Annotated in this window: 15 protein-coding genes; 10 read left to right on the forward strand and 5 right to left on the reverse strand. The window is 50.6% G+C overall.

Annotated features, from left to right (window positions below; translation table 11 throughout):
• Positions 1-110 precede the first annotated feature (110 nt).
• Positions 111-1,370, forward strand: a complete 1,260-nt coding sequence (gene bioA / locus KCG43_RS06370; protein ID WP_218384183.1) for an adenosylmethionine--8-amino-7-oxononanoate transaminase — start codon at positions 111-113, stop codon at positions 1,368-1,370.
• 127 nt (positions 1,371-1,497) lie between these two features.
• The gene (locus KCG43_RS06375; protein ID WP_192015062.1) at positions 1,498-2,067 is read left to right on the forward strand and encodes an LON peptidase substrate-binding domain-containing protein; all 570 of its coding nucleotides are present in this window, start codon (positions 1,498-1,500) and stop codon (positions 2,065-2,067) included.
• Between the two features lie 9 nt (positions 2,068-2,076).
• Here KCG43_RS06375 and KCG43_RS06380 read toward each other — a convergent pair whose 3' ends face one another.
• A complete protein-coding gene (locus KCG43_RS06380) occupies positions 2,077-2,442 on the reverse strand; it encodes a thiol-disulfide oxidoreductase DCC family protein (RefSeq protein ID WP_218383920.1) in 366 nt (121 codons plus the stop codon).
• Between the two features lie 119 nt (positions 2,443-2,561).
• Positions 2,562-3,779, reverse strand: coding sequence for an ROK family protein (locus KCG43_RS06385; protein ID WP_192014978.1), 1,218 nt, complete (start codon positions 3,777-3,779; stop codon positions 2,562-2,564).
• A 282-nt stretch (positions 3,780-4,061) separates the two neighbouring features.
• On the opposite strand from KCG43_RS06385, the gene queE reads away from it, so the two are divergent.
• The 8 genes from queE (at position 4,062) to KCG43_RS06425 (ending at position 16,090) form a co-directional block, all read left to right on the forward strand.
• A complete protein-coding gene (gene queE / locus KCG43_RS06390) occupies positions 4,062-4,730 on the forward strand; it encodes a 7-carboxy-7-deazaguanine synthase QueE (protein ID WP_218383922.1) in 669 nt (222 codons plus the stop codon).
• A 206-nt stretch (positions 4,731-4,936) separates the two neighbouring features.
• Complete coding sequence (locus KCG43_RS06395; RefSeq protein WP_218383923.1) at positions 4,937-7,798, forward strand: hypothetical protein; 2,862 nt, start codon at positions 4,937-4,939, stop codon at positions 7,796-7,798.
• 207 nt (positions 7,799-8,005) lie between these two features.
• A complete protein-coding gene (gene asnS, locus KCG43_RS06400; RefSeq protein WP_218383924.1) occupies positions 8,006-9,406 on the forward strand; it encodes an asparagine--tRNA ligase in 1,401 nt (466 codons plus the stop codon).
• 436 nt (positions 9,407-9,842) lie between these two features.
• Positions 9,843-11,387: a PAS domain-containing methyl-accepting chemotaxis protein gene (locus KCG43_RS06405; RefSeq protein ID WP_218383925.1), complete on the forward strand. Its 1,545-nt coding sequence runs from the start codon at positions 9,843-9,845 to the stop codon at positions 11,385-11,387.
• Positions 11,388-11,555: 168 nt separating this feature from the next.
• Positions 11,556-12,383 (forward strand): AraC family transcriptional regulator, encoded by an 828-nt coding sequence (locus tag KCG43_RS06410; protein WP_218383926.1) that lies wholly within the window; start codon positions 11,556-11,558, stop codon positions 12,381-12,383.
• A gap of 22 nt (positions 12,384-12,405) precedes the next feature.
• Positions 12,406-13,017: a LysE family translocator gene (locus KCG43_RS06415; protein ID WP_218383927.1), complete on the forward strand. Its 612-nt coding sequence runs from the start codon at positions 12,406-12,408 to the stop codon at positions 13,015-13,017.
• Positions 13,018-13,061: 44 nt separating this feature from the next.
• The gene (locus KCG43_RS06420) at positions 13,062-13,472 is read left to right on the forward strand and encodes a DUF2000 family protein (RefSeq protein WP_218383928.1); all 411 of its coding nucleotides are present in this window, start codon (positions 13,062-13,064) and stop codon (positions 13,470-13,472) included.
• A gap of 335 nt (positions 13,473-13,807) precedes the next feature.
• Entirely contained in the window at positions 13,808-16,090 is a 2,283-nt protein-coding gene (locus KCG43_RS06425) for a YgiQ family radical SAM protein (protein ID WP_218383929.1), read from the forward strand.
• 92 nt (positions 16,091-16,182) lie between these two features.
• On the opposite strand, the gene KCG43_RS06430 is transcribed toward KCG43_RS06425, so the two are convergent.
• The 3 genes from KCG43_RS06430 to ectB all read right to left on the reverse strand — a co-directional run bounded on the left by KCG43_RS06430 (position 16,183) and on the right by ectB (position 19,426).
• Positions 16,183-17,616, reverse strand: coding sequence for an aspartate kinase (locus KCG43_RS06430; protein ID WP_192014969.1), 1,434 nt, complete (start codon positions 17,614-17,616; stop codon positions 16,183-16,185).
• Between the two features lie 137 nt (positions 17,617-17,753).
• Entirely contained in the window at positions 17,754-18,149 is a 396-nt protein-coding gene (locus KCG43_RS06435; protein WP_027252509.1) for an ectoine synthase, read from the reverse strand.
• A gap of 11 nt (positions 18,150-18,160) precedes the next feature.
• The gene (gene ectB / locus KCG43_RS06440; RefSeq protein WP_218383931.1) at positions 18,161-19,426 is read right to left on the reverse strand and encodes a diaminobutyrate--2-oxoglutarate transaminase; all 1,266 of its coding nucleotides are present in this window, start codon (positions 19,424-19,426) and stop codon (positions 18,161-18,163) included.
• Positions 19,427-19,428 lie beyond the last annotated feature (2 nt).

Below are 19,428 nucleotides of genomic sequence, written 5' to 3' on the forward strand. Positions count from 1 at the left end.
AGTCTACTTTCAGTAAGTACACTGTCAACCACAAAGAAAATATAGGGTTTACATCTGTGCAAAACATCACCAGCAAAAAGAACTCCTCCAACCACTTCACGGCTTCACAGGTGGATTTGGACTACGATCGTCAGCATGTCTGGCACCCGTACACCTCCACCATTAACCCCCTACCCTGCTACCCTGTGACTCATGCTGATGGCGTGACCCTGTATCTGGAAGATGGCCGGGAACTGATTGATGGTATGTCTTCCTGGTGGTCGGCGATTCACGGTTACAATCACCCGGTACTGAATCAGGCCGCACACGATCAGCTGGGCAAGATGTCGCATGTCATGTTCGGCGGCCTTACCCACCAGCCTGCGGTTGAATTGTGCCGCAAACTGATTGCCATGACGCCTGAGCCTCTGCAGCAGGTATTCCTGGCAGATTCCGGTTCAGTGTCGGTGGAAGTGGCTTTGAAGATGGCGCTTCAGTACTGGCACGCAAAAGGTGAACCACGGGCGAAATTCCTGACACTGCGGCATGGTTATCACGGTGATACCTTTGCCGCTATGTCGGTCACTGATCCCGATAACTCAATGCACAGCCTGTATAAAGGATTTCTGCCAGAGCATCTTTTTGCAGATTCGCCCACGCTCGGATTTCATGACGAGTGGGATGAGAGTGATATTACAGACTTCGCTGCCAAACTCGATGATCATCATCAGGACATTGCCGCTGTCATCCTGGAACCTGTCGTTCAGGGCGCAGGAGGAATGCGTATCTACCACCCTACCTTTCTTCGTCGTGTGCGAGAATTGTGCGATGTCTATGGTGTGCTGCTGATTGTCGATGAGATTGCGACCGGGTTTGGCCGGACAGGCAAACTCTTCGCCTGTGAACATGCCGGCATCAGCCCGGATATCATGTGTGTCGGTAAAGCATTGACCGGCGGCTATATGACCCTGGCTGCAACCCTGACCACCAAGCACCTTGCCGACACAGTGTGCAGCGGTGCTGCAGGCTGCTTTATGCACGGCCCAACTTTCATGGGCAATCCGCTGGCCTGCGCCGTGGCCAATGCCAGTCTGTCTTTGCTGGAAACAGGTGAATGGCAGCAGCAGGTCAGCCAGATTGAAGCGCAACTGGCCGAATTACTGCCCGTGGTCGCTCAGTCTGACAAAGTGAAAGCCATTCGCTGGCTCGGTGCAATTGGTGTGGTGGAGTTGTATGAACCTGTGGACATGGTCACGATACAGCAAAGTTTTGTAGACAATGGTGTCTGGATTCGTCCATTCGGTAAACTTATCTACATCATGCCGCCATTTATCATTAATAATCATCAGCTTAACAAACTGATTTTCGCCATTTTACAATCATTGCACTAATATCGAAAAACAGACAGATCCTCATGTTTGACCAGATATACTCTATGTAAGAGTCATTGTAAGGCCGTCATATACACCGCACCATTTAGCGGCCTTTTACAAACATGCTGTCAGAAGGCCAAGTATGATGCAGTTACCCCTTTTCCCGCTCAGACTCTATGTGTTGCCGGGAGGCGTTAGTAAACTGAGAATTTTTGAGCCCCGCTATACCCGCTTAGTGACATTGGCGATGTCATCAGGCGATGGTTTTGGCTTGTGCATGAAAGATGGTGATTCTCTGTGTCATTTCGGCACCCGGGTCGAAATCACAGATTTTGAACAATTACCTGACGGATTACTGGGCATCACTATACGGGGTATAGAAAAATTCGTTATCAACAATCACTGGCAGGAAAAAGACGGCCTGAGATTTGGCGAGGTCAGTGCGATAAAAAACTGGACACCCAGTTCCACCCGCTTCATCGACAAACCCATTGCCAATAGCCTGGAAGCCTTGTTTGATGAATATCCCGATTACGCCGCGAATTACCCGGATCCCGACTTTACTGACATGGCCTGGGTCTGCCAGCGATGGCTTGAAATCTTGCCATTAGAAACTAATCAAAAACAATGGTTTATGAGCCGGAATGACCATCGTGCAGCGCTGTCTTTCCTGCACAATGTGATAGATGAAGAGCTCAGGCACGACGATATATAGCGCCGCCGTTTAACCTCGCCCCTCGCGGGCTAACCGCTGATCAACCATACGGTGATAAACGGCAGATAACACCTGCCGGATGCCGGAAAGCCCCATCAGCCAGGCCACAGGCCGCATCCACCAGATTTGTTTAAGCAGCAGTATATAGGCATCCATTTCCTTGTGAACCGCCCCGTTGTTGTCCTGAACGTGCAGCTCTCTCAGCGCTTCGTCGGGCACAATGCCCATCGCGGCCAACTCTTCATCTTTACCGGTAATGTCGTACCATTCCACCAGATGCGGATGCTTACCCAGCCAGGATTCATACCATTTCCGGTCGCGGACACAGGTCGGGCAGGCTCCGTCATAAAACACAGTGATTTTGCTTGTTTTCATGAAGGTTCTCCTGATTGCCGGACGCTTACTTTAAGTCTGGCTGATAACGGGTAATAGGCATAAAAAACGCAGCGAACGGGTAGTTTGCTGCGTTTTACCAAAGTTGCATCTGAAAGCGGCTAGCCTTCTTCAATCAGCTTCACCAGCAGATGGCCGTCATACATGGCCTGCTTCACCAGCGCGGCGGCAGGCATGGTCGCCTGGGTATAAAAACTGGTTTCTTCAATACGCAGATCCTGATTGTACACAGGCAAAGACTGGCTCTTTACACACTCAATAATGGCGGGATACAACACCGATTTGGCCTGATTGAATTCGCCGCCGATCAGCACCTTCTCAGGGTTGAACAGATTGACCATAATGGCAATGGCCCGGCCTAAGTGGAAGCCCAGCTCAGTGATCACCTGATATGCCAGCGGATCGCCCTGCACGGCAGCCTCACAAATGGTCTCGATAGTCAGTTCTTTACCGTACAAAGATGACCCTTCCCCCAAGGCCAGGCGGGATTTCACCTGCTGCCTGACGGCCTGTAAACTGGCTACCGTTTCCAGGCATCCTTTATTGCCGCAATAACAGGGAAGACCATCAGGTTGGATCTGAATATGGCCCAGCTCGCCGATGTTGCCAATCCGGCCCTGTAACACTTTGTTATCCAGAATGATGCCTGCACCCACCCCATGATGAATGGAGATCAGGATAGAATTCGCCACATCTTTGGCATTGCCGAACAGTTGCTCGGCCAACGCCCAGGAACGGGTATCGTTGCCGATAAAAACCGGCAGGCCCGTTGCTTCATGAATTGCCGGCCCTAAAGGTAAATCTTTCACTTCATAGTGTGGCATTTGCAGCACCATGCCTTTATCGGAATTCACCAAGCCCGGTAAGGAAACGGCAATAGCGGTAATGCGATCCAGCTGCTTGGCGTGGCGGGCAAAAAAGCTTTCAATTTCACCGAGCAGCTTTTGCAACACATCATTTTGCGCCAGTTCTTCGATATCCTGACGCTCCTCGAACAGTATGTCGCCACCCTGCTCATGCAAGGCAATGGTCAGGTAACCCCGGCCAAGACGAATACCTAAAAATTGCCAGCCATCATTATCGGGTACTAAGCCAATGGCCGGACGGCCGCGATTGCCTGATTCCTGAATTTCAGCTTCTTTGATCAGATGCCCGTCAAACAGCTCACGGGTGATTTTGGTAATACTGGCTGGCGCTAACTGGCTCTTTTTCGACAGCTCGATACGGGAAATAGGCCCATACTGATCGATAAGTTTGTAGACGCTTCCGGCATTGTTTCTTTTGATATGATCGATATGACCGGGTTGAGCGACATACATGCTCTGGATCCTCAAAGGTTAACGAATACGCAAGAAATTGAATTTTTTTACTTTGCGAAGTAATTGTGAAGCCCCTTGTGCCAAGGACGTGAACCCAGTCACGACCAGCCTGTCCCTTTTGGTCTTCGCATTACCGGGCCGGACAAACAAGCAGCATGATTGAAAGATATGTGGCTCTAGAGACAATGACGCAGGGTTCTGACATAATACGCGCCCTTTGAGGTTCAGGGTACCAAAACACCCTTTTTCACGTTAACTTGATTGATTGTTTTGAGGTCAGCCGTGTACAAAATCAATGAAATCTTTGAAACCATCCAGGGTGAAGGTGTTTTCACAGGCGTGCCGGCTATTTTTGTCCGTCTGCAAGTCTGCCCTGTCGGCTGTGCCTGGTGCGACACAAAACAAACCTGGAGTGCCGAGCCTCAGGACGAAGTTAACGTCAGCGCTATGCTTACCAAACAGGGCGACTCGCCAAGCTGGACGTCTCTGGATGCCGGCGGCATTGTCAACCTACTGATTGAGCAGGGATACACAGCTCGTCATGTCGTAATTACCGGTGGCGAACCTTGTCTGTATGACTTACGCCCGCTGACTGAACAGCTGGAAGCCAACGGCTTTGGCTGCCAGATTGAAACCAGTGGCACTTACGAGGTGCTGGCCACAGACAAGACCTGGGTGACTGTCTCGCCGAAAATTAACATGAAAGGCAAGCTGCCGGTTCTGCCCGGCGCACTGTCACGCGCTAATGAAATCAAGCACCCTGTCGGGACGCAAAAGGATATCGACCAGTTAGATGCGCTGTTAGCCGGCGTGCCGCTGCAGGACAAGGTTACCATCGCCCTGCAGCCCATCAGCCAGAAAACCAGAGCTACCGAACTTTGCATTCAAACCTGTATTGCCCGGAACTGGCGTCTGTCTATCCAGACACATAAATACCTGTCGATTGCCTGATTAAGCTGACACCTCAGCCCCACCTGTTTTCGGTCGTCTCAATTCTTAGATGCTGTCTCAACAGATGAGACGACCCATAGGGTTTTACATTCCCCTGCCCACCGTTTACCTATACTCAGCCCAAACACCGAAACCAATCCAGCCGCCTATGATCGGCCATGAGATTGGTATAACACGTGCTGCATTGAGTATTCAGGGGAAATGTTATGCGCACCTATCTGAGACTTGGTCTGAGCCTGTTTCTGGCTGGACTGCTTTCTGCGTGCGGTGGCGGCGGAGATGATGCAGGCATTCAACCTGCTGAGCTGCCACCCGTCAAAACCAAATTTACCGTCACTGTCGACTTGCCTGCCGGGTTAATGACAGCACAGCAAAGGCTGAGCTGGAGTCCTGTCAGCCAGGCTTACGCGGCCACACCGGATCTGTATCAGGACAACTTTGCTGTACTGTTTATCAATCAGCAGGGCAAAGTGATGGGTCAGGGTGACATCACCAGTTTTGCGATGACAGACGGTAACTACAGTATTGAAGCTCAGGTGCCACTGCTGCTGCATGGCGTGCTGGTGCTGGATCTCAATGGCGTGCCGCAATTTGCCATCGGCGACGACTTACCGACCAATCTCTTCATGACACCGTTAACGGACACCGAGATCGCCCTGTCCCTGAAAACCACACTCGCCTACCGTGCGTTGATAAAACGCGTCGCCACAGACGGCCATTGGGGCATATTTGGTGAAACTGTCAGTGACCCCAGTAATATCGATGTCCGGGATGCCGGCGATTTCGTTAATGAGCTGGCTGATGAACTGAGTGTCACCCTGATCCCCAAACTGGGGCTCAATGGTGTCAGCCTGAGCAATCTGATGTCGCTCAGCATAGTCAACGACATCCTTGAAGGCATCATGACCCGCAAATACACCGAGCTGACGGCACAAAAAGACGAGATAGCCACCATCTTCAACTCGGGTTTCTGGCGACTGGCCAGCCACAGCTCAAACACCGGCAGCACGCTAGAAGCCGATATGATGGACTACAGCAGCCCGGATACCGCTGACAATGAAACCCGTCAGATCGACTGGCGCTGGACCAAAAATGGCGACAGTGATATCACATTGACGGAAGATTTCACCTACCTCAGCGAACAAGGGTTGGTTCAGTTCGACAGCAAAGAAGACGCGATTAAAGGCCAGATCCTGACCTCCAGCGGATGGAAGGATCTGTACGAGTATTTCAAGGTGCTGATTTCGTCCAGCAGCACCGCCAGCATGACAGATGCCGGACTCGAAGAAGCCGATGGCCGCAACATCACCATGCGGGTCAACAGCTATTCACTGGCGGGCCTGAAAATGCATGATTTTCTCACCACCAAAGAAAACCACTTCATGACCCGCTACGTACCTGCCGACACCACCTTTGGCGAGGCTGCCAAAGGCTACTATTTCACCTGGAATCCGGTGGCTACCCGTATGCTGCTGTGTAACACACAGGTCGGTGGCGACGAGTGTACTGTAGCGCCCAGAGACAACCCGACCGTCCCCTACACAGCCCTTGAGGATATGGTATCGGTAGAACGCGCTGGCAGTATTGAGCAGGTCAACGGTTACCATCTGACCGATAACGTCGTGGTGGAGTTGGTACTTAACGGCACGCATCAGGCCAACTACTGGGTCAATGTCGGCGGTGATGACTGGATTGTAGTTGAAACCGGTATCTGGGGTGCGGTGTCGACCCTGGGCAAAGAGATGTTCCAGTTCGCCGTACCTGATGTTGTCAAACAACTTGCCAACCATTACCCCTTTGATACGCCCTACTTATTTTTGGTCGTCGAACAAGGGGCGGTCCATCAGGGCGAGGCCATTCTGAAAGACACCGACTACCACTTTGCCGGCTTTAATAACGCCGCCAAAGACGAGATCTATGCGGTGACTTCCCGTGACAATCTGCCTGCTTTTGGCGACTGCAGCTTTGGCAATACCTCCCCTGCCACTGAAGATCAGTTCCTCAATTCTGTGACAGAATGTGGCGGCGATGAGCGTTTCGTCACAGACAGTGTCAACAGCCTGGTTGATCAGCATCTGGTACAAATCTCCACTGACCCGAGCTCGCTGGGCGAGCTGGAAACCCTGATCCTGAAAAGCGACAACACCTGGGAGTATTACCTCAACACCGTTTTGCAACCGGGCAGCAGCAATCGCAGCTGGCAGTTGAATGACAAGGGTTTCCTGCGCCTGACTGAAAACAGCAATGATACCTTCAGCGATTACCAGTTATGGGCGCTCACCCACAAGAAATACCAGGATCGTCCGATTCTGGCCGTCAAATATTACAGTCAGAGTGACTTAGGCGGGGCCAATAACAGCGTCATTGATAACCTGATGACCAAGCAATATACCCCCGACACTCTGGTTGCCTGCACCGCCAACGATTCTGGCTGGAACAGCGGCAGCCAGATGCCTGCAACAGCAAAAACCAAGGCTGCCTTCACCAGCCAGGCAGCCAGCTGTACCGTCAGCTGGGAAGGGAGAACCCCCCGCTTCACCCAGAACATGCTGGCAGGTAAAGCCCTGACGTTCAGCGATACCTCCCGTCATTTGGTATTAAATGCGCAGGCAGACAGCCAGAGCGGCTTTAATACCGGTCGCTACAAAGACAGCGACGGCTGTGGCTTTGACATCCCGATCCGCTGGAAACTCGAAGCGGATGGCACTCTGTATTACGAAAATGCCATGTCTCAGGCGCAGATTGATGAAACCTTCAGCAATGGCGCGAAAAAATTCCCGACCGGCAACTTCAAAGAGTGGATAAAAGTCTCAGATACCGATGGTCTGGCATTCACGGTCAAAGGCTTCAATCATTTCACCCGCTGGCAGAGTGCGACACCGGCTCTGGGTGCAGACGACGGCGAGATGTGGAGCGATATGGTTGCGCTGATCCCGGCAGCGAATGTGCCGGCCTTTACGGTGCAGACCCCCACAGAAGCCCCGCTTCCTGACAGCCCGTACCCCGGCACCATATTAAGGGACGGACAAACATGCGACTTAACACCGCCGGCGACACCCGCGCCTTAGGTTAAAAATCACTCTGGCGGTCTTAAACCGGCCGCCAGAGTTGCCTCAGCGATTATTTAATCAACACAAAACACGACACAATGTGATTATTTCCCATCAGGTAACGCATCAAGGCTTGATGCTTGTGTCAAGACAGGTAATATTGCTGTTTTGGACAGTAAATTAAGCACAGCACTCAGTCGTGCCTAAACGGAGAATAATGACATCATGACTTACGCGCCTGTTTCAGACGTACTGAGCGGTAAGATTGCGGTAGACAGTGAAATCACTGTACGCGGTTGGATCCGTTCACGTCGGGATTCCAAAGCCGGAATCTCTTTCCTTGCCATCTATGACGGCTCTTGTTTCGACCCGATTCAGGCCGTGGTCCCGAATGCACTGAATAATTACCAGGAAGAAGTCCTGAAGCTGACAACTGGCTGTTCGGTGGAAGTAACGGGTAAAGTGGTTGAATCTCCGGCTCAGGGTCAGGACTTCGAACTGGCAGCGACTGACGTCAAAGTGGTTGGTTGGGTAGATGACCCAGACACCTACCCAATGGCGAAAACACGTCACTCTATTGAATACCTGCGCGAAGTGGCACACCTGCGTCCGCGTACCAACGTGATTGGTGCGGTAGCCCGTGTGCGTAACTGTCTGTCTCAGGCCATTCACCGCTTCTATCACGAGCAGGGTTACTTTTGGGTATCTGCACCGCTGATCACAGCAGCCGATGCCGAAGGTGCCGGTGAAATGTTCCGTGTGTCCACGCTGGATCTGGAAAACCTGCCACGTACCGAGCAAGGCCAGGTTGATTTCAACGAAGACTTCTTCGGAAAAGAAACCTTCCTGACCGTTTCCGGCCAGCTGAACGCCGAAGCCTACGCCTGCGCCCTGAGCAAAGTGTACACCTTTGGCCCGACCTTCCGTGCTGAAAACTCCAACACCAGCCGCCACCTGGCTGAATTCTGGATGGTTGAACCAGAAGTGGCATTCGCGGATCTGAATGATGTCGCCAAACTGGCGGAAGACATGCTGAAGTATGTGTTCAAAGCTGTACTGGCAGAGCGCCGCGATGATCTGGAATTCTTCGCACAGCGTATCAACAAAGAAGCAATCACCCGTCTGGAGAAATTTGTAGATTCTGATTTCGCTCAGGTTGACTACACAGATGCCATTGAGATCCTGAGAGCGTCCGGCCGTCAGTTCGAGTTCGACGTTGAGTGGGGTATCGACCTGTCTTCTGAGCACGAGCGTTATCTGGCGGAAGAGCACTTTAACGCGCCTGTTATCGTGAAGAACTACCCGAAAGACATCAAAGCCTTCTACATGCGTATGAACGATGATGGCAAAACAGTAGCGGCCATGGATGTTCTGGCACCTGGCATTGGTGAAATCATCGGTGGTGCACAGCGTGAAGAGCGCCTGGACATTCTCGATCAGCGCATGCGTGCAATGAACATCGACCCGGAAGATATGAACTGGTACCGCGATCTGCGCCGTTACGGCACTGTACCACATGCCGGTTTCGGCCTGGGCTTTGAGCGTCTGGTTTCTTACGTAACCGGTGTGGCTAACGTTCGTGACGTAATTCCATTCCCACGTACACCGCGTTCCGCGAACTTCTAATCAGTCATTAATTCGGCTGATATCAAACCCTGCCAGCTTTCGCTCGCAGGGTTTTTTCTTGCCTGATCGACCACATCTTCGCCACTTAAGACAATATTCAGACAAATACTGGCTGTTATCGCGTGATGGCAGACTATCCATTAAATGTTCACCCAGAATTGACGCACTCTTTATATGGAATTATGTCACCCAATCCATCTGACTTACCAAGCGTAAAATATACGCTGTGGGCATAAATAATAATCGCTGATTTCAGCTTTGCTTACTTTTTCTGCCACTAAATTTGCATTCTTTGAGGAATTTCAAATCCCCGGTATTTGCCTTGTGCGGTTAAATACCCCTCATCTAGAGTTGAGTCAGACGTGTCACATAATTAAAAGAACTGCTAACAGTTCAACAATGCTGCCATCTATTGCGTTACGAAGAGGGACAACTCATGCGTAAAAATCGCCAGGTTAATGACCGGGAAGTGGTGCTTGATCCTAATGCTCAATTAGTGACAACAACAGATCTGCAAGGTGTCATTACCTATGCCAATGACGAATTTGTAGAAGTCAGTGGCTACAGTTTTGACGAGCTCGTCGGGCAACACCACAATATTATTCGCCACCCGGACATGCCCAGGGCGGCCTTTGGTGACCTGTGGAGCCACCTGAAAGCAGAGAAACCCTGGCGGGGCATTGTTAAAAACCGCTGCAAAGACGGCAGTCATTACTGGGTGGATGCTTACGTCACCCCGCTATACCAAAACAATCGGGTTTCTGGCTATCAGTCCGTACGCCGCAAGCCTACTCAGGACATGGTCAACACAGCTACGCATGTCTATCAGCAACTGAACAATGACAAAAATCCTTATGGATTCCGTCTGTCCAGCTGGGCCAAGCTGGGGTTGTCTGCCCTGCTCACCGTGCTGTGCGTGGCATTTACACACTTTTATATCCCTCAGTTCGAATTCCTATCCGCTGCTGTTCCATTGATCTTCATTGCGATCCTTTGTCGGGGTGAACTATTTGCTGTACCCCGTTTTTTTCAGCAGTTGTCGAATAACTATGATGCCCTCACCCGGATTGTCTACAGCGGTGATGACATGACATCCATTGCCGATTTCCATCTGAAATTAAACGATGCCCGGCTGAAAACCGTGCTGGGCCGGGTGGATGATGCGGCGCTGACCATTCGCGAAGTCACAGATGAACTCACCAGTGTCACTCTATCCACCCGAGACTCGATCTCCAATCAGGACAAAGATACCCAGCATATCGCCACATCCATTACCCAAATGTCGGCTGTTGCCACGGAAATTGCGCAGAATACTCAGCTGACGACAGACAAAGTGCTCACCGCGCAGCAAAAATGCGCCAACACTACCAAAGTGTTGCAACTCACGCAGAACAATATCAATGATTTGGCCAAAGACACCGAAAATGCGGCGCAAACGGCCCAGTCACTGGTGAAGGTGTCGGAACAGATTGAAACCATGATGATGGAAATTCAGGGCATTGCAGAGCAAACCAATCTGCTGGCACTGAACGCTGCTATCGAAGCGGCACGGGCTGGCGAACAAGGGCGGGGGTTTGCGGTAGTGGCAGACGAAGTGCGCGCTTTGTCTCAGCGTACCCACGGCGCGACAGAAAATATTCAAACCAGCATTGTCAACATCAACGCTACCCTGAACCAGTGGCAGGCAACCTCTTCCGAGAGTATTGAGAAAACTCAGCAATGTGTCGCCCATACCAATGATACGGCAGCCAGTATTCTGGAAGTGGTGTCCATGGTGGATGAAATTGCTGATATTTCAACGCAAATTGCCGCAGCGGCGGAGGAACAAGGCACTGTGGCCCAGGAGATCAGTAACAACGTCCATCAGATTTCCACCTCTTCGTCTGAAAACCTTGTGATGATGTCGCGCATGGAACAGGCCGCAAACCAAATGCGCGAGAAAGTGACGTTTCTGGAAGGCTTGAGTAAATCCTTCGGTTAACCCTTTCCCCCTGAAAAAGCGGTGCTATACCCGACCACTGCCCGTAACCCCCCAAGGCCGCGATGCGGCCTTTTTTTATGGATTTCTGTTGATATGAGCAATATTGTCCAAGCAATTAGTACACGTTTTGTTTAACCTGCCTTTATGCCATGATTCAGGAGGACAGGAATGAAACCGGACAATAGCTTTCAATTTATCACCAGCCCTCATCTGGCTGGCGTTACCCTGCTTCATGCCACTATGAGTGACTTTTCCTATGACAAACACGCCCACGAAGAGTATGCCATCGGTGTGACTCTCAAAGGGCGGCAAGATTTCTTTTGTCAGCGGGCTTTTCATCGCAGTCCGCCTGGCGGGGTGCTGATATTTAACCCGGAAGACGTCCATGACGGCTGTTCCGGCGATACTCAGGAGCTTGAGTACCGGATGTTATACATACATCCAGAGGTATTTATTCCCCAGTTCAGAGCCTTAGGTGTACGTCAGGGGCAACTTCCCAGAATCAGCGGTACCTTACTTGACGATATGATTTTGCGTCAGCAGACGCTGAAGCTCTCTGCGCTGATGGAAAATCCGGCCACCACAAACATAGAACTGGAATCGGGACTGTTTCAGCTTTCACATTCGCTGGTACGCCGAGGCGGACAGCTGAATGAACAGCCACCCACGAATCGTATCGACACACTGTTACTGCGGGCGAAAGAGTATATACATGCGCATCTGAACCAGAACATTTCCATCGATGATATTGCCAGCGCGGCCACTATGTCGAAGTACCATTTTATACGGCTGTTTCGCTCCCAGTTTGGGATTACACCCCATCAATACGTAATTAATTGCCGGATTAACAATGCACGAAAAGCGCTGGAGACGGGCGAGTCCGTGATTGAAGTCGCAACAGATTGCGGATTTTCTGATATCAGCCATTTAAACCGCCGATTCAAACGCAGTTACGGCATGACACCCAAACAATATCAATTACAAATAACACGCTAACAACTTTCAACTGGATAAAAATATGCTTGAGATCTGGCTATATGCATTTTCAATAATGTATTCACCTGGTCCTGTAAATCTGCTCAGCTTTAATACAGGACTGAATAATAAAACAAATAAGAATACAGGTTTTTTCATGGGCGTGAGTTTCGCCATGTTAATTCTTTTCCTTTCTTTGAGCTTTCTCAGTCACTCGGTTGTTCATGAAACCATCATTCCATATATCAGTATTCTGGGCTGTACTTATATGCTTTTTCTCTCCTGGAAGTTGTTCACATCAGGACGAGAACCGGATAATACATCCGTTGCCTTGTCTGATCTGACATTCCGGGATGGGCTGATGCTTCAGTTACTGAACCCGAAAGGTTTTATTGCCTGTCTGCCCATTGTGACCATTCAGTTTCCGGCACTGAATATAGTCGGATTACAAGCGTTGATTTTGTCCATCGCATTATCTGTGTTCGCTTTCGGTGCGCCCTTAAGTTATTCCCTCACCGGCAAGCTAATAGGTCAACGAGTGAACAGATCTGTGTTTTTCAAAAAGTTCCAACTCTTCATGGCACTCTTATTAGCTTATGTAGCGATGAAAATTGCCTACACCCATATTTACATTAATTTATTCAAACACCTTTAAATTCATTCATCCTTTAAATGCGAGAAATGCGAGCTGAAAAATTAATGAAATTCGATACTAAACTAGCCATTGTTGTTGCCGAAGACTTAGCCATCTGGCAAAAATTAAATGTCGTTTCTTATATGTCTTCAGGCATTGTCGCTCAGCACCCTGATATAATTGGTGCAAGCTATGAGGATGCAAATGGCGAAATCTATCTCCCCATTTGCATCCAACCCACCATTATTTTATCTGCGTCAAGAGCCAAGTTTTCAGCTTTTATCAGCAGAGCAAAAATGCATTGTATTCAGCCAGCCATTTATATCGAAGACATGTTCAGCACAGGCCATGATGCAGCCAACCGTGAAGTCGTGAAACGACACAACACGCATCACCTGCCACTGGTTGGTATGGCGATAAGATCTGAGATTAATACTGTAGACAAAGTGTTTAAAGGTGCGAAACTGCATCAATGAAAACACAGCATTCCTGTAGCGCCTACTATCACGACCTTACGCTACGCTTTAGTGTTATTCATTTGATTAGGCAATACAGCATCATCAAGCCACTAAGAGCTGTTCTCACAAGACGAGTAAGTGTGGCGCGGTGCCACTAAAGTCCCCGTCTATCGATACTTGTACACCTCCCCCTGATTAATTACACACATAATTAGAGTTTCCAGCCGAAGGATGTAGTAACAGAGATTGCTTCCATCAATAGAAAATGATGTATTACTGCGGGAACATGGTAAAATCGTACGTTTTTTATATCTGCCCCAAATGCCCTACATTGAGCGAGCAACAGTAAACGCATGAATTTAAAGAAGATTAACGAGTATCCGAAATACTGGGCCGAGTGCTATGGAACAGCGCCGTTTCTGCCGACAACGCGTGAAGAAATGGACGCGTTAGGCTGGGATAGCTGTGACATTATCATTGTGACCGGTGATGCGTATGTCGATCACCCGAGCTTTGGCATGGCGGTGATCGGTCGGGTACTGGAAGCTCAGGGGTTCCGTGTCGGGATTATCGCTCAGCCCGAGTGGAACAATAAAGATGCCTTCATGGCGCTGGGTCAGCCGAACCTGTATTTCGGGATTACGGCCGGCAACATGGACTCGATGATCAACCGTTATACGGCGGATCGCAAGCTGCGCCATGATGACGCCTATACCCCGGACAATGTTGGCGGCAAGCGTCCTGATCGCGCGGTGCTGGTGTATTCGCAGCGTTGCCGTGAAGCCTATAAAGACACCCCGATTGTGCTGGGTGGCATTGAAGCCAGCCTGCGCCGTCTGGCGCATTATGATTACTGGTCTGATAAAGTGCGCCGTTCTGTGCTGTTTGATGCCAAAGCAGACATCCTGCTGTTCGGTAATGCCGAGCGGGCACTGGTTGAAGTGTCACACCGCATTGCCAGCGGCGAAGACATCAGCACCATGACAGACATCGCCGGTACGGCGGTGATCCTGAAAGAAGCCCCTGCCCATTATAAAATTATCGATTCCACCCGCATCGATAAGCCGGGCAAATCTATGGTGATGCCTAATCCGTACGCCACCGAAGAAGTCTGCGAGACCAATAAATCCAAAGCCGATGCTGAGCCGGTTAAAGCTCAGACGGTGCAGATTCAGCCTTCCCGCCACGACGCTTTTACCAGCGCCGTGCGTTTGCCTTCTTTCGAGAAACTGCGCAACGACCGCATTTTGTACGCCCATGCCAGCCGTGTGATGCACCTGGAAGCGAACCCTTATTCTGCCCGCGCACTGATTCAGCTGCACGGTGACCGTGAATTATGGGTCAATAAGCCGCCTATCCCGCTCACCACTGAAGAAATGGATTTTGTGTTTGGCCTGTCGTACGCACGGGTGCCGCACCCTTCCTACGGAAAAGCCAAGATCCCGGCTTATGACATGATCAAGACCAGTGTCAACATCATGCGAGGCTGTTTTGGTGGCTGCTCTTTCTGCTCGATTACCGAGCACGAAGGCCGGATTATTCAAAACCGCTCTCACGAGTCGATTTTGCAGGAACTGGAAGACATCCGCGACAAAGTGCCCGGCTTTACCGGCACCATTTCCGATTTGGGTGGCCCGACGGCGAACATGTACCGTTTGGGTTGTTCCGATCCCCGCGCCGAGAAAAACTGCCGTCGTCCGTCGTGCATTTTCCCGAAAATCTGTGAGAAGCTGGATACTGACCACAAACACACCATAGATCTGTACCGCAAAGCCCGGGAAGTGAAAGGGATCAAGAAAGTGATGATCGCCTCGGGTGTGCGTTACGATCTGGCTATCGAATCACCGGAATACATCAAAGAGCTGGTGACACACCATGTGGGTGGTTATCTGAAAATCGCGCCTGAGCATACTGAAAAAGGCACGCTGGATCTGATGATGAAACCGGGCATGGGCACCTATGACCGCTTCAAGGAGCTGTTTGAAAAATACAGCGCCGAAGCCGGCAAGAAGCAGTATCTGATCCCGTACTTTATTTCGGCCCATCCGGGTTCAACCGATGACGACATGCTGCATCTGGCATTGTGGCTCAAGAAAAATGATTACCAGTGCGATCAGGTACAGAACTTCTACCCGTCGCCTATGTGTAATGCCACGGCCATGTATCACTCGGAAACGAACCCGCTGAAACGCGTTAAGTACAAACAACGGGAAGATCTGTTTGTAGCCAAAGGCGAGCGTCAGCGTCGTCTGCATAAAGCCTTGCTGCGTTACCATGATCCGGCTAACTGGCCGCTGATCCGTGAAGCCTTGATCAGCATGGGTAAAAAACACCTGATCGGCGACCGCGCCGACTGTCTGGTGCCCGCTGAAGGCAGCGACGCAGCCCTGACACCGGCAACCCGTCGCGGTTCAAGCCGGCACGGTGCCAAGCGCTTTGCCACTAAGCACCCGAATCAGCCGGATATCCGTAAAGACGGAACGGCAAAGCGTCAGGGTCCGGGTAAACCGAAAACCCAGGCTGGCAGCAACGCTCAGGGCAACGGCAAACCACAAAGCGCAGGCAAACGTCCGTCATCGCCGGGTAAGCCTCAGACTCGCGGTAAACCGTCAGCAAAACGTGGCGCACGGGCCTGATACTGAACCCAGCCGCTTTAAATAATGATCAAAAAGGCAAGAGCGATGCTCTTGCCTTTTTCATTTCAGGGGGAACTAACAGTGACTGACTGTTAAGCGACGACTTTCTCTGTCGAGACTGCTGCCGAGCCTTCGCTCATGAAGCTCTCATGCAGCGCACAAATTGCGCCGTGATAATCACTGTCTTTCACCACAAACTGCACATCAACGTTACGCAGAGAAGCGTGAGCAGCTTTAGGACTGATATCTTTATCCAGCAGGGACAATACACCCTGACTCATGGTTTTATTGGTATCGATAGCCGAACCAATAACCGAAATCAGCGCCACCATTTTTCCGGTAATCTTCGCCTTCGGATAACGCTTCTCTGCTTTGGACAGCACCTTGTTCTGGCTCGATGTACTGCCGTCCAGATAGTAAGTCACAGAGTTGGCGTTCATCTCTTTACTGATCAGCTGAACGTTCTCTTCGCGGATGATTTCCATCAGCTCATAGCTGACGTCTTCCACCTGGCCGACCATAGCCTGATCAAATAAATGCAGCGCAAAGACCTTATCCCGGCCGGCAATAATCTCGGCTTTACCCGTATTAGGCTGGTAATGCTGAGAAATTAGGGTGCCCGGATGTTCTGGTTCAAAGGTATTTTTTACCGCCAGCTCAATACCGGCACGACGAAGTCCTGAAGCGGCGTTAGGGTGAATCGCTTCCATACCCAGGTTAGCCAGCTGGTCAGCAACGTCATAGTTACTTTTTCCAATCGGGCGAACATGCTCAGGACCAACGATACGGGGGTCAGCGCTGCTCAGGTGATACTCTTTATGGATCACTGCGCGGCTGGCCTTGCTCAATACCGCCAGACGACTGAATGTCATCTCACTGTAACCGCGATCATAAGTCTTCATCAAACCTTCATCACAGTAGACATAGCCGGTGACGATTGGCAGTTCTTTGCTCAGATCGATATCTTTGATCGCATCCAGAATCACCGCATCCAGATCGCCCTGGACATTGTTCTCAGCGCCCCAGCCCGACAAATCAACAAAGCGAGAGTTAATACCCAGGTTATTCAGCATCAGCGTGGTATTAAAGGCAGAATGCGCTTCACCAATAGAAGACAGAAACTCGCGGATTTGAGGCAGATAACTGGTCAGAGAAAACTGTCCGTACTGACAGGTTTCCAGAATATTTTCGATACAGGTAATAGCGTTAGCAATACGCTCTTTGACAAAATTATCGGCACGGTTACGACAGAACAACTCAGGAAACATAGTGTCGTTAATCAGCAGCATACGCTGCTCCAGTGCTTTCAATTTCTCACGCCACACATCATTGCGTTCTGCAATGTAGCGGAAGATACCCGGCTCACCGGTTCGCTTGCATTCCAACAGTGCGTCAGTGATACCGCCATAGGCCGAAACAACAAACATACGTTGATAAGGATTGTCTGGATAGAGCAGGATATTGTCCATTACCGCATCGAACGCAGACATGGAAGTACCGCCAATCTTTTCAACGGTATGAGTCATGGTAACTCCTTTTATTTTCATCAGCTAAGCGAGAGCGCTTAGCCTGATGGTTTTGAAAGGCGGTTTGCACCGCCTTCCGGTAACCCTCAGGTTGATATCGCAAGGAGGGTTAATCACTTGCGTCAATACAGCTGCGATTATTCGGCTGCTGGGTAAACACCGTCTTTGTCGTGGACTTCCATGCCCGTCAGTGGCGGGTTAAACACACAAGCCATCACCATATCGACACCTTTATTGGCACGCAGTTGGTGTTCATCATGCTTGTCCAGCACATACAGGGTGCCAGGCTTGATCTCGTAAGTCTTGCCATCGGCTGTGGTCTGGATTTCCCCTTCACCCGATACGCAATACACAGATTCCAGATGGTTCTTGTAATGAATATGGGTATCGGTATTGGCAAAGATAGTGGTGATGTGGAACGAAAAGCCCATGTTGTCATCACGCAGCAGCATGCGGACACTTTCCCAGTTACCGTTTTCAGCCACTACCCGGCGTTCGCTGTTCTGGCACTCTTCAAGGGTGCGTACAATCATTCTTATTCTCCTTAAGACGCTTTCTTCATGCTGGATTTTGCATACTCAGCCACCGCTTTTTCAAAGATGTGCAGGCCTTTTTCCAGTTCCGCTTCACTGATAGTCAGCGGGCAGAAGAACTTCAGCACTTCATCATCCGGACCAGCGGTTTCGATAATCATGCCGTTTGCAAAACACAGCTTACCGATTGCACCCGCAAATTCACCATCGTGACAGGCAATACCCTGCATCAGACCGCGGCCTTTGATTTTTTCAAATACTGCCGGGTACTGCTTGAGTACTTTTTGCAATGTTACGTTCAGCTGGGCAGCGCGTGCATTGATGTGCTGCTCAAACTCGTCGTTGTGCCAGTAGGCTTCAATAGCGACTGCGGCTGTCACGAACGCGTGGTTGTTACCACGGAACGTACCGTTGTGCTCGCCCGGCAACCACTTATCCAGCTCCGGTTTCAGCAGTACCACCGCCATTGGCAAACCGTAACCACCGATAGATTTAGACAGGGTCACCATATCCGGTTTGATACCGGACGGCTCAAAGCTGAAGAAAGTACCGGTACGGCCACAACCTGCCTGAATGTCGTCGACAATCAGCAGAATGTCGTGACGTTTACAGATAGCGCTCAGGCGCTGTAACCACTCGTCGGAAGCCACGTTCAGACCACCCTCACCTTGTACGGTTTCGAGGATGACAGCAGCCGGTTTATCCAGGCCGCTGGAGTTATCAGTCAGCATAACTTCAAACAGTGCCAGACCGTCCAGGTCGGCGTAACCTTCATATGGCAGGCGGGTTACACCGCTCAATGCCATACCCGCACCACCACGGTGATGCTGGTTACCGGTAGCCGCCAGTGCACCGTAAGACACACCGTGGAAGCCGTTCGTGAAGGCAACAATGTTCTGGCGTCCTTTGACTTTACGCGCCAGTTTCAGTGCCGCTTCAACGGCGTTAGTACCGGTTGGACCAGTGAACTGTACTTTGTAGTCCAGACCACGAGGGGTCAGGATGTAATTCTTCAGGTTTTCAAGAAATGTCGCTTTTGCTTCGGAATGCATATCCAAACCGTGCGTCAGGCCATCTTGATCGATGTAATCCATCAGTGCTTTTTTCAGCACCGGGTTATTATGGCCATAGTTCAACGCACCAGCGCCTGCCAGGAAATCCAGGTAACGCTCGCCTTCGCTGGTGTTCAACCAGCAGCCCTTTGCGGATGAGAACACCACCGGGAAGTTTTTGGCGTAACATTGAACATTTGATTCCTGCGCATTAAAGATATTCATGA

It is taken from the genome of Photobacterium sp. WH24 (assembly GCF_019204055.1).
GTDB classification, from domain to species: Bacteria; Pseudomonadota; Gammaproteobacteria; order Enterobacterales; family Vibrionaceae; genus Photobacterium; species Photobacterium arenosum.

What these genes read in the sequence shown, in the direction of transcription:
- KCG43_RS06375 (WP_192015062.1), top strand. Translation starts at nt 1,498, where the DNA reads ATGCAGTTACCCCTTTTCCCGCTCAGACTCTATGTGTTGCCGGGAGGC.
- KCG43_RS06380 (WP_218383920.1), bottom strand. Translation starts at nt 2,442, where the DNA reads ATGAAAACAAGCAAAATCACTGTGTTTTATGACGGAGCCTGCCCGACC.
- KCG43_RS06385 (WP_192014978.1), bottom strand. Translation starts at nt 3,779, where the DNA reads ATGTATGTCGCTCAACCCGGTCATATCGATCATATCAAAAGAAACAAT.
- KCG43_RS06395 (WP_218383923.1), top strand. Translation starts at nt 4,937, where the DNA reads ATGCGCACCTATCTGAGACTTGGTCTGAGCCTGTTTCTGGCTGGACTG.
- asnS (WP_218383924.1), top strand. Translation starts at nt 8,006, where the DNA reads ATGACTTACGCGCCTGTTTCAGACGTACTGAGCGGTAAGATTGCGGTA.
- KCG43_RS06405 (WP_218383925.1), top strand. Translation starts at nt 9,843, where the DNA reads ATGCGTAAAAATCGCCAGGTTAATGACCGGGAAGTGGTGCTTGATCCT.
- KCG43_RS06410 (WP_218383926.1), top strand. Translation starts at nt 11,556, where the DNA reads ATGAAACCGGACAATAGCTTTCAATTTATCACCAGCCCTCATCTGGCT.
- KCG43_RS06415 (WP_218383927.1), top strand. Translation starts at nt 12,406, where the DNA reads ATGCTTGAGATCTGGCTATATGCATTTTCAATAATGTATTCACCTGGT.
- KCG43_RS06420 (WP_218383928.1), top strand. Translation starts at nt 13,062, where the DNA reads ATGAAATTCGATACTAAACTAGCCATTGTTGTTGCCGAAGACTTAGCC.
- KCG43_RS06425 (WP_218383929.1), top strand. Translation starts at nt 13,808, where the DNA reads ATGAATTTAAAGAAGATTAACGAGTATCCGAAATACTGGGCCGAGTGC.
- KCG43_RS06430 (WP_192014969.1), bottom strand. Translation starts at nt 17,616, where the DNA reads ATGACTCATACCGTTGAAAAGATTGGCGGTACTTCCATGTCTGCGTTC.
- KCG43_RS06435 (WP_027252509.1), bottom strand. Translation starts at nt 18,149, where the DNA reads ATGATTGTACGCACCCTTGAAGAGTGCCAGAACAGCGAACGCCGGGTA.
- ectB (WP_218383931.1), bottom strand. Translation starts at nt 19,426, where the DNA reads ATGAATATCTTTAATGCGCAGGAATCAAATGTTCAATGTTACGCCAAA.